14 protein-coding genes and 1 pseudogene are annotated in these 14,422 nt (G+C 62.9%); 9 read left to right on the top strand and 6 right to left on the bottom strand.

Annotated features, from left to right (window positions below; genetic code table 11):
* The gene (locus AACG97_RS11650) at positions 1–810 is read right to left on the bottom strand and encodes a shikimate dehydrogenase family protein (RefSeq protein ID WP_225785594.1); all 810 of its coding nucleotides are present in this window, start codon (positions 808–810) and stop codon (positions 1–3) included.
* Between the two features lie 153 nt (positions 811–963).
* Between AACG97_RS11650 and AACG97_RS11655 the strand changes: the two genes are divergently transcribed.
* Positions 964–1,734 (top strand): IclR family transcriptional regulator domain-containing protein, encoded by a 771-nt coding sequence (locus AACG97_RS11655; RefSeq protein WP_064314589.1) that lies wholly within the window; start codon positions 964–966, stop codon positions 1,732–1,734.
* Positions 1,735–1,758: 24 nt separating this feature from the next.
* Here the strand turns inward: AACG97_RS11655 and AACG97_RS11660 are convergent, their stop codons facing one another.
* Positions 1,759–3,609 (bottom strand): ABC transporter ATP-binding protein, encoded by a 1,851-nt coding sequence (locus AACG97_RS11660; RefSeq protein WP_110678291.1) that lies wholly within the window; start codon positions 3,607–3,609, stop codon positions 1,759–1,761.
* Between the two features lie 392 nt (positions 3,610–4,001).
* Between AACG97_RS11660 and dapA the strand changes: the two genes are divergently transcribed.
* Both dapA and AACG97_RS11670 read left to right on the top strand, forming a co-directional pair.
* The gene (gene dapA, locus AACG97_RS11665) at positions 4,002–4,868 is read left to right on the top strand and encodes a 4-hydroxy-tetrahydrodipicolinate synthase (protein WP_054903956.1); all 867 of its coding nucleotides are present in this window, start codon (positions 4,002–4,004) and stop codon (positions 4,866–4,868) included.
* Positions 4,869–4,998: 130 nt separating this feature from the next.
* Positions 4,999–5,892 carry a LysR substrate-binding domain-containing protein gene (locus tag AACG97_RS11670; protein ID WP_197884858.1) on the top strand — a complete coding sequence of 298 codons (894 nt, stop codon included), beginning with the start codon at positions 4,999–5,001 and terminating at the stop codon, positions 5,890–5,892.
* A gap of 10 nt (positions 5,893–5,902) precedes the next feature.
* Here the strand turns inward: AACG97_RS11670 and AACG97_RS11675 are convergent, their stop codons facing one another.
* A complete protein-coding gene (locus AACG97_RS11675) occupies positions 5,903–6,772 on the bottom strand; it encodes a DMT family transporter (RefSeq protein ID WP_115295270.1) in 870 nt (289 codons plus the stop codon).
* Positions 6,773–6,894: 122 nt separating this feature from the next.
* Here AACG97_RS11675 and AACG97_RS11680 point away from each other — a divergent pair, with 122 nt between their 5' ends.
* From AACG97_RS11680 to AACG97_RS11690, 3 genes are read left to right on the top strand one after another with little or no spacing between them, the layout of a single operon-like run.
* The gene (locus AACG97_RS11680) at positions 6,895–8,298 is read left to right on the top strand and encodes an aminotransferase-like domain-containing protein (protein ID WP_197884841.1); all 1,404 of its coding nucleotides are present in this window, start codon (positions 6,895–6,897) and stop codon (positions 8,296–8,298) included.
* 40 nt (positions 8,299–8,338) lie between these two features.
* Complete coding sequence (locus tag AACG97_RS11685; protein WP_197884842.1) at positions 8,339–8,908, top strand: TetR/AcrR family transcriptional regulator; 570 nt, start codon at positions 8,339–8,341, stop codon at positions 8,906–8,908.
* Between the two features lie 59 nt (positions 8,909–8,967).
* Entirely contained in the window at positions 8,968–9,444 is a 477-nt protein-coding gene (locus tag AACG97_RS11690; protein WP_029885754.1) for a nuclear transport factor 2 family protein, read from the top strand.
* Between the two features lie 55 nt (positions 9,445–9,499).
* Here the strand turns inward: AACG97_RS11690 and pdxR are convergent, their stop codons facing one another.
* On the bottom strand, positions 9,500–10,990 hold the full coding sequence (gene pdxR / locus AACG97_RS11695; RefSeq protein ID WP_197884843.1) for a MocR-like pyridoxine biosynthesis transcription factor PdxR: 1,491 nt from the start codon (positions 10,988–10,990) through the stop codon (positions 9,500–9,502).
* Positions 10,991–11,081: 91 nt separating this feature from the next.
* On the opposite strand from pdxR, the gene AACG97_RS11700 reads away from it, so the two are divergent.
* The 3 genes and pseudogenes from AACG97_RS11700 to AACG97_RS11710 all read left to right on the top strand — a co-directional run.
* The gene (locus AACG97_RS11700; RefSeq protein ID WP_197884844.1) at positions 11,082–11,564 is read left to right on the top strand and encodes a GNAT family N-acetyltransferase; all 483 of its coding nucleotides are present in this window, start codon (positions 11,082–11,084) and stop codon (positions 11,562–11,564) included.
* A gap of 31 nt (positions 11,565–11,595) precedes the next feature.
* Entirely contained in the window at positions 11,596–12,270 is a 675-nt protein-coding gene (locus AACG97_RS11705; RefSeq protein WP_132475297.1) for an FMN-dependent NADH-azoreductase, read from the top strand.
* A pseudogene (locus tag AACG97_RS11710) lies at positions 12,267–12,539 on the top strand (carboxymuconolactone decarboxylase family protein); the annotation flags it as partial. The gene AACG97_RS11705 and the pseudogene AACG97_RS11710, both read left to right, overlap by 4 nt.
* 84 nt (positions 12,540–12,623) lie before the next feature.
* Here the strand turns inward: AACG97_RS11710 and AACG97_RS11715 are convergent.
* Together AACG97_RS11715 and AACG97_RS11720 are read right to left on the bottom strand one after the other, a co-directional pair.
* Complete coding sequence (locus AACG97_RS11715; protein WP_197884845.1) at positions 12,624–13,094, bottom strand: arsenate reductase ArsC; 471 nt, start codon at positions 13,092–13,094, stop codon at positions 12,624–12,626.
* A 28-nt stretch (positions 13,095–13,122) separates the two neighbouring features.
* Complete coding sequence (locus AACG97_RS11720; protein WP_197884846.1) at positions 13,123–14,406, bottom strand: arsenic transporter; 1,284 nt, start codon at positions 14,404–14,406, stop codon at positions 13,123–13,125.
* Between the last annotated feature and the right edge of the window lie 16 nt (positions 14,407–14,422).

The following is a 14,422-nucleotide window of genomic DNA, read 5'->3' on the forward strand; positions in this document are numbered from 1 at the left end:
TCAGATCTCCAGCGGCGTCACGCCCATGAAGGCGCCCAAATGGCCGAGTTGGGCAAAGGCCATTTCCGGCCCTGTCTGGATCTTGCAGCCAACCTGCCGGGCGCGGTTGAGCAGCGGGGTGATCTCGGGCGCAGTGACCACGTCGGCTACCAGGGTTTCGGGCAGCAAGGTGGCCAGCAAGGCGGCGGACAATGGCAACTCGGCACGGCTGCCCATGCCTACCGGAGAGGCATTGGCCAGCAGGTCGAAGCCTTCGAGCCCATTGAACGCGGTGTGGACCGTGAGCCCGGGGAAGGCAGTGCCAAGCAGTTCGCACAGTGCGCCCAGGCGCTCGCTGCTGGGGTCGCTGAGGGTAATACTGGCGATGCCGGCCTCGCCCAAGGCATAGGCGATGGCGCTGCCGACACCACCACAGCCAATCACCAATGCACGCTTGCCCGCAGGCAGGAAGCCGTGCTTGCGCGCAGCCCCGAGAAAGCCGGCGCCGTCAACGTTGTCACCCAGCAAACGGCCGTCGCGCTCGCGGCGCACCACATTGACCGAGCCCAAGGCCGCAGCGCGTTCGCTCAGCGCATCCAGGCGCTTGGCCAGGGCCTGCTTGTACGGCACGGTGACCACGCAACCGCGCAGGTTTTGCCAACCGCGCAGGGCACCGACAAAGCTGTCCAGCGCTGCCCCGTGCAAGTCGATGGGCAGCATGGCGACATCGCGGTGGTGGTTGGCGAACCAGGTGTTGAAGTTTTCCGGGGACTTCACCTGGGCGATGGGGGCACCGACGATGGCGACCAGTTCAGTGGAGCCACGAATCATGCTGACCTCATTATTGGCGTTGTTGTGGCGCCAAGGTTGAGGTAGTCAAACGCAGACAACAATGCGCTTGGCGGCGAGTTGATGCGATAATCGCAGCCATGCTCCGGTTATCGCATTGATCGGCCCGATTAGCTTCCAGCACTGAGGTAAGGCATGCCCACCCCCGTCATTCATCCCCGCGACCTTATCGCCGGCCTGCAAAAGGGCCTGGCCCTGATGCAGGTGTTCAGTGCCGAGCAGCCGCGCCTCAGTGTGCCGCAAGCCGCCCGCCTGTCAGGTCTCACCCCCAGCGCTGCGCGGCGTTTTCTGCTGACCTTGGTGCATGAGGGCTTCGCCCAGACCGACAGCCGTGAGTACTGGCTTACGCCCAAGGCCTTGCGCCTTGGGCAGGCCTATGTCGACTCGGCGCAATTGCCACGCATGCTGCGGCCGATCATCGAGCAGGTGGCGCGGCAGACCCAGGAGCATGTGTCGGTAGGCACCCGCGATGGGGACGAAATCATTCACCTGGTGCGCAGCCGCTACAGCCATGTGGCGTCGTTATCGATCCGGCCAGGTTCGCGGGTGCCGATGTATTGCACGGCCGGCGGGCGGGTGTGGCTGGCCTGGCTGGGGGAGGGCGCGCAGGCTGAATACTTTGCGCGCAACGCGCTGCAGGCGTTGACGCCGTATACGCAGACTGACCCTGTGCTGCTGCAGGCCGAGCTGCAGCGGGTGAAGGCACAAGGGTTCTGCATTGTCGACCAGGAATATGAAATCGGCATGCGCGTGCTGGGTGTGCCGTTGCTGGATCGCGCCGGCCAGTTGCAGGCGACGCTGACCATTACCACCCATGCCTCACGCTTGAGCATGGATGAAATCCGCTTGCGCTATCTACCGGCATTGTACGAGGCCCAGGCATTGTTGCGGCCGGTGCTGGGTTGAGCCCAGCACCGCAGGCCGCCGGTTCTACAGGGCGTCGGCCATAGCTTGGTCTTCGCCCAGGAAGCCGCCACTCTGGTGCTGCCACAGCCGGGCGTAAGTCCCTTGTTTGGCCAGCAGTTCGGCGTGAGTGCCTTGCTCGATGATGCGCCCCTCGTCCATCACGATCAGCCGGTCCATGGCCGCGATCGTCGACAAGCGGTGGGCAATGGCGATGACCGTCTTGCCCTGCATCATTTCATCCAGGCTCTCCTGAATCGCCACTTCCACTTCCGAGTCCAGCGCACTGGTGGCTTCGTCCAGCAGCAGGATGGGGGCGTTCTTCAACATCACCCGGGCAATGGCAATGCGCTGGCGCTGCCCCCCAGACAGCTTGATGCCGCGCTCGCCCACCAGCGTGTCGTAACCACTGTTGCCCTGGCGGTCGCTGAGCTGGTCGATGAACCCGTCGGCCTGGGCATTGGCGGCGGCGGCACGAATCTGCGCGTCGGTCGCATCCGGGCGGCCATAGGCAATGTTGTCGCGAATCGAGCGGTGTAGCAGTGAGGTGTCCTGGGTGACCATGCCGATGGCACTGCGCAGGCTGTCCTGGGTGACCTTGGCAATGTTCTGCCCGTCGATGCGGATTTCACCTTGGTCCACGTCATAGAAGCGCAGCAACAGGTTGATCAAGGTGGACTTACCGGCACCCGAGCGCCCCACCAGGCCGACTTTCTCGCCGGGGCGTATGTGCAGGGTCAAGTCGTTGAGCACCTGGCGCTCGCCGTTGTAGTTGAAACTGACCTGGTCAAAACTGACTGCGCCACCTTTGCTCACCAGCGTGGTCGCATCCGCTGCATCCTGCACCTTGGGGCCGCGGGTCAGGGTCCCCATGCCGTCCTGTACGGTACCGATGTTCTCGAACAGCGAAGTGATCTCCCACATGATCCAGTGCGACATGCCGTTGATCCGCAGGGCCATGGCGGTGATCGCGGCTACCGCACCGGCGCCGACCTGGCCCTGGTGCCACAGCCACAGTGCATAACCGCCGGCGCCCATGATCAACGCCACGACCAGCGCCTGGTTGACGATTTCGAACAGGCTGACCAGGCGCATCTGGCGAAAGCCGGTCTGCTTGAAATCCTCCATGGCGGCACGCGCGAAATGCGCTTCACGGTTTGAATGGGAGAACAGTTTCACAGTGGTGATGTTGGTATAGGCGTCGGAAACCCGCCCGGTCATCGACGAGCGGGCATTGGCCTGTTCCTGCCCGACCTTGCCCAGGCGGGGGACGAAATACAGCATGGCCAGGCCGAACAACAGCACCCAGGCAATGAAGGGCAGCATCAGTTTCAGGGCAAAACCACCGGCCAGGGCGATGATCGCGATGAAGTACACGCCGATTCCGGGCAGGATCTCGATAAGGGTGAACAACACGTCGCGTACTGCCAGTGCTGTCTGCATCACCTTGGTGGTGACCCGGCCAGAAAATTCGTCGGAGAAGAACGACAAGCTCTGGCGCAGCATCAGCCGATGGAAGTCCCAGCGCAACCGTAGCGGCAAATTGATTGCCAGCACCTGGTGCTGAACCATGGTGCGCAAGGCCACCAGCCCGACGCTGACCACCAGCACGATACCGATGCCCCACAGCACGCGGCTTTCCTCGGGGCTGACCGTGCTGCCCGCCTGCCAGGCGGCCAGCAGGTCCACTACCTGGCCTAGGAAGGCGAACAGCCAGGCCTCATAGACCGATACCCCGGCACTGAGCAATGCCAGCACCAGGATGTAACCACGGGCGCCGCGCGTACAGGCCCACATGAAGCGCAACAGCCCCATGGGCGGCGGCGGCACCTCGTCGGGCGGGAAGGGGTCGAGCCTGCGCTCAAAAATACGAAGCATGCTTGTCTCCGGGCATCTGCTTTGGCGTAACCGATAACCATACAGCACTGGGCGCAATCCGCCTGCCAATAGACACCTGCGGCGCACATTCGATCAAGCCGGCGGGCTTGACAGGTGTCTGCTTCCCCTACCATTATCCAGCCATCTCCATGCAACGGGCTTGCCAGCATGTCCATGACCAACCACGCCATCTTCGCTTCGGGCTTCAATGCCCAGGCTGGTGCGTGCGTTGCCGTTGCCAAGAAATCCAAGAAACAGCCGCTCATCTGACCGAGGCGCGCTGTCTCGTCAGGTGGGCTGACGAGACAGAAGGCGCCAGGCAACCCCGCCCCGACTCCCTCCACTCTTCGCCCTGCTGACGCTGACTTTCGGTCAACATCAGGAGTTTTTGCATGTCGAATTTCCGTGGTATCTGGATCGCCCTCGTCACGCCCATGCGCGCGAATGAAATCGACTTCGCCGGGCTGGAAAAGCTGGTGAAGCATTTGCTCGAAGAGGGCGTGGCCGGTTTTGTGGTGTGCGGTACTACGGGTGAGGCTGCGGCGCTGTCCAAGGCCGAGCAACTGGCGGTGCTGGATGCCGTGCTGGGCTGGGTGGAGCCGGGCAGGGTGGTGATGGGGTTGTCGGGTTACAACCTGGATGAACTGCTGGCCTTCCAGGCGCAGGTCCAGCAGCGGCCGCTGGGCGGGCTGCTGGTTCCCGCACCGTGCTATATCCGCCCTTCGCAAGCGGGTATCGAAGCCTTCTTCCGCACCGTCGCCGATGCCGCCCGCGTGCCGGTGATCGTCTACGACATACCTTACCGTACCGGCGTACGCATCGAGCAGGAAACCCTGCTGCGTATCGTGCGCCACCCGCGCATTGCTGCGGTCAAGGACTGCAGTGGCGACCTGGAAACCACCCTGGCGCTGATCCAGGACGGTAACGCGCAGGTGCTGGCCGGTGAAGACCTGCAGATCTTCAACAACCTGTGCCTGGGGGGCGCGGGGGCCATTTCGGCTTCGGCGCATGTACGTGCGGACCTTTACGTGCGCATGCTGCGCCAGGTGGACGCAGGTGACTGGGCGGCCGCGCGCGGCACTTTCTACCAACTGCTGCCATGGCTGAAAATGGCCTTTGCCGAGCCCAACCCGGCTGTGGTCAAGGCGGCATTGATGTTGCAGAACCTGATTGGCGATGAGGTGCGCGCCCCTATGCAGGCGTGCACGGCGGCGACCCGGGGCAAGCTGCAAGAGGTGCTGGCCGCATTCGGCGCCTGAGCCAGGGTATCTTCACGGGGGCACGGGGAGTAGCATCGGCCCCATGCGCCTTCACAGCGTCCAGGTTTTCGACCTGGGGGCTGTGTCAGAAGGCATCACGCCCCCTCGACCCGGTAGCCTTGCCACAGCCATGCCAGACGGTTTTCCAGCGTTGCCCTCGCTTAACGCGCTACGTGTTTTTGAAGTGGTCGCCCGCCACCTGAACTTTCGGCTGGCGGCCGAGGAGCTGGGCGTGACCCAGGCCGCTGTTGCGCAACAGGTACGCGGGCTGGAGGCGAGCCTTGGCCTGCGCCTGTTCGAGCGCCTGCCCCGCGGCCTGGCGCTGACCGATGCGGGCCTGGGCTACAGTGCCAGCATCCGCAACGCTCTGGCCATGATCGATGAGGCCACGCGCCTGCTCCGGCCACAGGCTGCCCACCTGACGGTCAGCGTGACCCCGACCTTTGCCTCGAAATGGCTGATACCCCGGCTCGGCGCGTTTGCCCAGCGCCACCCAGACATCGATTTGCGGGTGTTGGCGACCGATCGGTTGTCGCACTTCGGCACTGACAGCGTGGATGTTGCCGTGCGCTATGGCAACCCGGACGTCGGCGCGGGGCTGAACAGTGAACGGTTGATGGAGCAGCGGATTGTCGCGGTAGCCAGCCCGGCCCTGTTCAAGGGGGCCCACGCGCCCACTAGCTTCGCGCAATTGCAAGCGTTCGTCATGCTGCACGACGCCCACGATTTCTGGCCCAGGTTCCTGGCCGAGTTGTTCCCCCAGCACGGTCAACCCAGCGCCCGGAATCTGCGCTTCAACCAGACCTCGCTGGCTATCGACGCCGCCCTCAGCGGGCAGGGCATTGCCTTGGCCAGCCTGGCCTTTGTCAACGAGGACATCGCCGCTGGCAGGCTGAGGCAGGTGTTCGACCATGAATTGCGGCTCGACAAGTCGTTCTACCTGGTATGGCCACGCAAGCTGCAGCAACCCAAGGCGCTTGGTACCGTGCTGCAATGGCTCAAGGACCAGGCCGGCCCTCGCTGAGCCGGTTCGGCTAGTGTGCGTACTTCCTTGCCCCGGCCACACACATCACCGCCCCCAGCGTGACCACCAGCATCATCCAGCTGACGTGTTCGTGCAGCAACAAGGCTGCCAGGCCAAGCCCCATGAAGGGTTGCAGCAGTTGCAGTTGGCCCACGGCCGCAATGCCACCCTGCACCAGCCCCCGGTACCAGAAAACGAAGCCGATCAGCATGCTGAACAGGGACACGTAGCCAAAGCTGAACCATGCAGGGGCGCCTGCCCTGGCCAACACATCCGCGGTTGGCAGGTTGGCGATGGTCAGCAGCAGCATCAGCGGCAGCGCCACGATCAAGGCCCAGCTGATCACCTGCCAGCCCCCCAGTTTTCTGGAAAGGCGCGCGCCCTCGGCATAACCCAACCCGCAAACCAGCACCGCCGCCAACATCAGCAGGTCACCGCTTGCCGACGCTTCGGCGCCATTGAGCAATGCGTAGCCTGCGACCAGCCCGGCACCTGCAAACGAGAACAGCCAGAACAACGGCCGCGGCCGCTCCCCGCCACGCAGTACGGCAAACCCGGCGGTGCACAGGGGTAAAAGCCCCACGAACACGATGGAGTGGGCAGAACTGATGTGCTGCAGGGCCAATGCCGTCAGTAGCGGGAACCCGATCACCACGCCCAGTGCGGTCACGGCCAACGGCAGCAAGTCAGCACGTTGCGGGCGAGGCTGCCTCAGCAAGATCAGTACAAGCGCACCCAGCAGGCCGGCGATGGACGCCCTGGCGCAGGTCAGGAAGGTGGGCTCGAAAGCTGCCACAGCCACCCGCGTTGCCGGTAACGAGCCAGCAAAGATGGCGACGCCGATAAACCCGTTGATCCACCCGCTTGTTGTTTTTTCCATGGCCATACCCTTCGTTCATTCAGGCCCCAGTACAGCACCGACAACACGAGGAAGGCCATGTACAATCCAGTACAGTTGAACCGAACTGTTATGCCTATGAAACCAGTACAGTCGAGGGTGTGATGAGCCGGAACGGAACGCGGATTGATGCGGTGATGGGCGAAATCAAATCGCGGATAGCCTCGCGAACCTATACCCCTGGTGCCAGAATCCCTTCGGTGCGGGCCATGGCGCGGGCCCTGCAGGTGTCGGTGTCTACCGTGCTGGAAGCCTATGAACGCTTGATGGCCGAGGGGCTGCTCAATTCCCGCCCGGGCTCTGGCTTTTACGTCGCCGGGCCGGTCGCGCCATTGGTGCTGACCGAACTGGCGCCCAGGCTGGACCGGGAAGTGGACCCGTTGTGGATCTCGCGCCAGTCCTTGGAAACTGCCAGCGACGCGATGAAACCGGGGTGTGGCTGGCTGCCTGCCGCCTGGATGTACGAGGCGGGCATGCGCAAAGCGTTGCGCACCCTGGCGCGTTCCGACACCGTGAAGCTGACCGACTACGCCTCACCGCTTGGGCATCCGCCGCTCAGGCAGTTCTTGTCGCGGCGTTTGGCGGGGACCGGGATCGAAGCCCCGGCAGACCACATCATGCTCACCGAGTCCGGCACCCATGCCATTGACCTGATTTGCCGCTTTCTGCTGCAGCCGGGTGACACGGTGCTGGTCGACGACCCGTGCTATTTCAATTTCCACGCCCTGCTCAAGGCACACAGGGTGAACATCGTCAGTGTGCCCTACACGCCGGCAGGCCCGGACATCGAGGCGTTCGGTGCTGCCTTGCGTGAGCATGCGCCACGGTTGTACATCACCAATGCCGGGATTCACAACCCGACCGGCGCCAGCCTGTCGCCGGTCACGGCACACCGGCTGCTGAAGTTGGCCGACAGCTCCAGCCTGGTGATCGTGGAAGACGAGATTTTCGCGGATTTCGAGGCCACACCGGCGCCTCGCCTGGCGGCCTTCGACGGGCTTTCGCGGGTCATCCAGATCGGCAGCTTTTCCAAGACCATCTCCGCCTCCATTCGTTGCGGCTACATTGCTGCGCGTGGTGAATGGATCGAGAGCCTGGTCGATCTGAAGATTGCCACCACCTTCGGCGGTGGCCGCCTTGGTGCAGACATCATTTACCAGGCCATTACCGACAGTGGCTACCGCAAACACATGGAGGGTGTTCGCCAGCGCCTGGCCCAGGCAATGACCACAACGGTCGCCAGGCTGCGCGCCCTGGGCATCGAGCCTTGGATAACGCCCCAGGCAGGCATGTACGTGTGGTGCCAGTTGCCCCACGGTAAAGATGCCGCCACGCTGGCCAAGGCCTGCTTGAGCGAAGGCGTGGTACTGGCCCCTGGCAATGCATTCAGCCAAGCCGGTACTGCCGGTGATTTCCTGCGTTTCAACGTGGCCCAATGTGCAGATGACAGAATCTGGGACGTGTTGGCGCGGGCGTTGCTGCTCGCTCCCCTGAATAAATGTCGGTAAGGGGCTTGATCATGGAGAACGATCGTTCTACATTGAACCCATGAGCAGACCAACGATAGATCACAAAGACCAGATCTTGGCCACCGCCGAGAAACTCATCTACGAAAACGGGATTCACGCCACGGGCATGGATTTACTGGTGAAAACTTCAGGCGTGTCGAGAAAGGGCATCTATAACCACTTCGCTACCAAAGATGATATTGCCGCTGCGGCCTTGGGTGCCCGCGACGTACGCTGGATGCAGTGGTTCAGGACTGAATGCGATAATGCAGCCACGCCATACGCTCGCATACTGAACATGTTCACTGTTTTGAAAGGCTGGTTCGAGTCGGATGGTTTTCGCGGTTGTGCATTCATCAACACGGCAGGCGAGGTCGGGGACCCTGAAGACCCCATCCGCCAGATCGCCAAGTTGCACAAGCAGAAACTCCTGGACTACACGCTTGAACTGGCTGAGCAATTGAATGTTCGGCAACCGCCGGTCTTGGCCAGGCAGTTGTTTGTCCTGATCGAGGGCGCGATCACCACGGCGCGTGTCATGGGGGATTATCACGCTGCTGATGATGCCATGGAAGTTGCGCAACTTTTGCTGAAAGAGTTTGCGCCCTGACGTTTGATGCCTGAAGTTGTAATCACACTTTGCTGCCCAACTCGACTGGAGTCATGATCATGTCCAATGCCCAAACTCGGCCGCCACTTCCACCTTTTACCCGTGAAACAGCCATCGAGAAAGTTCGACTCGCTGAAGATGGCTGGAACAGCCGCGACGCGGAGAAAGTCTCGCACGCCTATACGCTGGATACCCAATGGCGTAACCGCGTTGAGTTCGCCACCAACCGCGAAGAAGCGAAAGGTTTCCTGGCCCGCAAGTGGAAAAAAGAGCTGGATTATCGCCTGATCAAAGAGCTCTGGGCGTTTACCGATAACCGCATCGCCGTGCGTTACGCCTACGAGTGGCATGATGATTCCGGTAACTGGTTCCGCTCCTACGGTAACGAGAACTGGGAATTCGAAGCGGATGGCCTGATGCACCGTCGCTTCGCCTGCGTTAACGATATGCCTATCAAGGAAAGCGAGCGCAAGTTCCACTGGCCATTGGGCCGCCGCCCGGATGACCACCCTGGGCTGAGCGAGCTCGGGCTGTAAGTGATCTTCCGCCTGAGCGTCTTCGTCGGCGAGCTAGCCCTGCCCACAGAACGCATCAGGGCTCACGGTTGTTTGCCAGAAGATTTGCAGCCGGTGCGAGGGGCCGCGGCGAGAGGCTTAGCTTCTCGCTGATCAATGCGCCGAGCTGCTCAGCCTGGGCAGCGCTGGCACAATTGGTGAAGCTCAGCAGCAGCCCTGAACGGCGGGGAAGCGCCAGATGCCAGCGCGACAGGGCCTGTACCGCGATCCCCTTGGCCAGCAATTGCTCCGCCAGGAGGGTGTCACTTACCCCCTGCGGCAGGCGCAGCAGCAAATGCATGCCGCCTGGAGACCGCTCGACATGCCAACCTTTGGGCAAGCTCCGCTCCAGTGCGCCGACGGTCAAGGCCCGGCGTTCGTTGTAGAGCCGGCGCATACGTTGGATATGACGGGTGAAATGGCCCTCGGCAATGAACTGCGCCACCAGGGCCTGGGTCATCGAGGGTGAACCGCCGGAAAACAGTGCGTGGGCGACCCGCTCGAACGCTGCAACCTGAGCCAGGGGCACCACCAGGTAGGCCAGGCGGATACCGGGGAACAGCATTTTGCTGAAGGTGCCCGCATACAGCACCCGCCCATGGCGATCAAGGCTGGCAAGCGGCGGGAGCGGGCGGCCGACATAGCGGTACTCGCTGTCGTAGTCGTCCTCCACGATCCAGGCCCCGGTGCTGGCGGCCCAGTCCAGCAGCAGTTGCCGTCGCGGCAGCGACAAGGCCATGGACAGGGGGCTCTGATGGCCCGGTGTGACCATGGCGACCTGCGCCGCCCTGGCGTTGGCGATAGCCTGCTCGACATTCATGCCCTCGGCATCCACTGCCACCCCCTCCAGTTCAAGCCCGAATTGGCGCAGTACCTGGCGCGTGACCGGATAACCCGGGTCTTCAACCCAGGCACGCTCGCCGTTGCGCAACAACGTCTGCGCCACCAGCGACAGGCTGCTGCGCCAACCGCTGGTGATGAACACCTGCTGGGCCGTGCAAGCGATGCCGCGCGACATCTGCAGGTACGAGGCAATCGCGCTGCGCAGTGCTGGCAGCCCGAGGGGCGGCGGGTAGTCCAGGTCACCCGGCTGCATCCCGCGCAGGTAGCGAGCACCCAGGCGCGCCCAGATCTTGCGCGGGAAGGCATCCATCGCTGGTAAGCCCAGTTGAAATGGCAAAAGCTGTGGCGGGCGCTGCAGGGCGTCCGTGTCCTCGGGACCATCACTGGCCGGGGGCTGTACTGTCGCCGCGGCTGCGGGCGGGCGCAGCTCAGGGTTGACCACGGTGCCTTTCTGCTTAAGGGCCAGCAGGTAGCCCTCACTGGTGAGCAACGAATAGGCAAGCTCGACGGTGCCACGTGCCACCCCCAGCTCCTTGGCCATGGCCCGCGCAGACGGCAAGCGGTCACCCGGCGCCAAGGTGCCTGCTGCTATCGCGGCGAGCACACGGTTGTAGAGTTGCCGGTAGAGCGGCGCGGCGGAGCGCTCATCGAGCGGTGCGAAGGATGGAGAAGAAAACGTCATCATGGCCTAGTTCATATACCCTTTCTTGGCTCATTCAAATGGGTTGAACGTGGTTCATCATAGCCCCGTCACCCATCGAGCGAGCTTTGCCACCATGACGTTCACCCCGACCCCCTCAGTCCCGCGCGAGCTTGACCTGGCTGATTCGGACTTGCGCCATCTGGACGGCGAGAATGACCTGCATCTCGCGTTCCCGGTCATGCAGCAACTGCGCCCGCACCTGGCTGGCGAGGCCGACTTCATCGGCCGCGTCCAGCGTATGCGCGCTGAAGGCTATCGGCTGCTCGGGGGCTTCGACTCAGGCCAACTCGTGGCGCTGGCAGGTTACCGCCTTCAGGAAAACCTGGTCTACGGGCGGTTCCTGTATGTGGACGACCTGGTCACCGCCGAAACGCAGCGTGGCCAGCAGTGGGGCGCACGATTGCTGGCTGCCTTGCAGCGGTTGGCCCAGACCACGGGGTGTGCGCGCCTCGTGCTCGATACCGGGTTGGCCAATACCCGCGCCCAACACTTCTATTCCCGTGAAGGCCTGCACAACAGTGCCACGCGCTTCCAAAAACAGTTCGCTGCGCCTTGAGCGGCAGCACGTCTCTCATCGAGGTAACTTCATGACGTCGTCAGAGCAGCCCAGGGCGCCTTTGCGCATTCTTCGCCTGATCGCCAGCCCGAACGGTCAGGCATCAGAAAGCTTCAAACTGTCCCAGCACATACTGCTCGGCTTGGCCGTGCAGGCTGGCAGACGCGGTATCCAGGTCACCGATTTCGACCTCAATGACCTGGCGCCCGTCGACGCCGGATATGCCCAGGCCCTGGCCAACCCGGAAGGGCCTGAAGCCGTAGCGCAAGACGGCACATTGAACCGTTCCGACGAACTGATTGGCCAGTTGCAGGCCTGCGACCTGCTGCTGATTGCCACGCCAATGCATAACTACAGCGTGCCAGCACCGCTCAAGGCCTGGATCGATCACGTGGTACGGGTCGGCATCACGTTCCTGAGCACCGCGGCAGGCAAGGTGGGCACGGTGGTGGATCGGCCGGTTTATGTGGCCGTAGCCTCCGGGGGCTACATCAGCGGGCCGAATGCCCGCCAACCCGACTTTCTCCGGCCATACCTGTCCGCCGTACTTGCCACGATTGGCCTAAAGCAGGTCAATTACTTCACCCTCGAGGGCACCGCCAGAGGGGCGGAGTTTCTGCAAGCGGCCAGGGCTGCTGCACAGGCTGAAGTGCAAGGGTTCTTCGCCGCGTCTTCCAAGCCGCTACCGCAGGGGCAGCACGCATGAGTCGCCTGAACTGGTTTACCGCATCGCCTGGGGCCGCCAAAGCCCTCACTGGGTTGCATCAGTTCTTGACAATGCAGACCGATCTACCGGCACCCTTGATTCATCTGGTTTTTCTGCGGGTGCCCCTACTCAACGGTTGTGCGCACTGCATTGACGTGCATTCGCGTGATCTGCTCAAGACGGGCATGTCGGTGGATAAACTGCTGTTGGTGCCGGTCTGGCATGAAGCGCAGTACCTGTTCTCGGCGCAGGAGCGCTCGGCCCTGGCCGGGGCAGAGGAAGTGACCCGGGTCAGTGAGACGCACGTATCGGACGCGGCCTACGCCGCCGCGGCGACCTCCAGCCCGTCATGCTTAAAGCGCACCAATGTGATCGAGCGCTTGCTGGAGCTGATCGCGTTGCAGCGTGTCGAAGGGCAGGGCGAAGAATGCCTGGCAACGGGCTGTAATCCGCGCCAGCGTGGCGTGGAAAGCCGCGGCGACGGTCGCTGTATCGCCCTCTACATCGGACGGGTCCTCCAGGCCCCAGTGCGCCTTCAGTGCCGTGCCGAAGTACACCGGGCAGGCTTCGCCGGCGGCCTTGTCGCACACGGTGACCACGATGTCGGGCGGGCACCCCTCGAATGCCTCGTTACCCTTGCTGCTCAGGCCCTGGGTCGAAATGCCGGCCTGCTGCAGGGTGGTCAGGCTGCGAGGCAACACCTGGCCCTTGGGAAAACTGCCGGAACTGACGGCTTCAAAGCCGTCAGGCGCCAGGTGATTGAACACGGCCTCGGAAAGGATGCTGCGGCAGCTGTTGGCCGTGCACATGAACAGAACTCGCATGGGGGCTCCTCCGCTTGCTGGCGGACTATCAGAGGCTAAGGCGCAGTGCCAAAGCCGAAAGGGTGATCAACAGCACGGGCAGGGTCAGCAAAATGCCGACCTTGAAGTAGTAACCCCAGGTTATACGCACGCCTTTGCGCGCCAGCACATGTAGCCAGAGCAGTGTTGCCAGGCTGCCGATAGGGGTGATTTTCGGGCCCAGGTCGCAGCCAATCACATTGGCGTAGATCATCGCCTCGCGCACCAGGCCTTGCGCTTCGCTGGCCTGGATGGACAGCGCGCCGACCAGCACGCTGGGCATGTTGTTCATGACCGAAGACAGCAACGCTGCGATCACGCCGGTGCCCAGGGTGGCACTCCACAGCCCTTGTTGCGCCAGGCGGTCGAGCAGTTGGGTGAGCATGTCGGTCAGGCCGGCATTTTTCAGCCCGTAGACCACCAGGTACATGCCGAGCGAGAAAATCACCACCTGCCAAGGGGCCTCGCGCAGCACGCGGCGGGTCGCAATGCGCTGCCCGCGCGCGGCGACCGCGAACAGTAGGGCGGCACACACGGCTGCCACTGCACTGATCGGAATGCCCAGTGGTTCAAGGGCGAACAGGCCCACCAGCAACGCCAGCAACACCCAACCCCCGACCGTGAAGGTGGCACGGTCGTGGATCGCTTCGCCGGGCGTTTTCAGGGCTGCAACGGTGTAGTGCTGCGGTATGTCACGGCGAAAGTACAGCGACAGTACCACCAGCGTCGCGGCGACGCTGGTCAGGTTCACCGGCACCATCACCGAAGCGTACTCGGCGAAGCCCAACCCGAAGTAATCGGCCGAAACGATGTTCACCAGGTTGGAGACAACCAGCGGCAGGCTGGCGGTATCGGCGATAAAGCCGGCGGCCATGACGAAAGCCAGCGTCGCAGCCGGCGAGAAACGCAGTGCCAGCAGCATCGACATGACGATGGGGGTGAGGATAAGCGCCGCACCGTCGTTGGCGAACAATGCCGACACGGCAGCACCGAGGAGTATGCAGAAGGCGAACAGGCGGTAGCCGCTGCCATTCGCCCAGCGCGCCACATGCAGGGCTGCCCATTCGAAAAACCCGGCTTCGTCGAGCAGCAGGCTGATGATGATGACGGCGATGAACGTGAACGTGGCGTTCCAGACAATGCCCCAGACCGCCGGGATGTCGTGCAGCGAAACGGCACCTGTGGCAAGGGCGATGACCGCGCCGAGCGCGGCGCTCCAGCCAACGCCAAGCCCTTTGGGCTGCCAGATGACCAGGGTAAGGGTGAAAACGAAGACTGCAATGGCGACCAGCATAGGGTTGTTTCTCGTT

The sequence above is a fragment of the Pseudomonas sp. Nvir genome (genome assembly GCF_963778085.1).
GTDB lineage: Bacteria > Pseudomonadota > Gammaproteobacteria > Pseudomonadales > Pseudomonadaceae > Aquipseudomonas > Aquipseudomonas juntendi.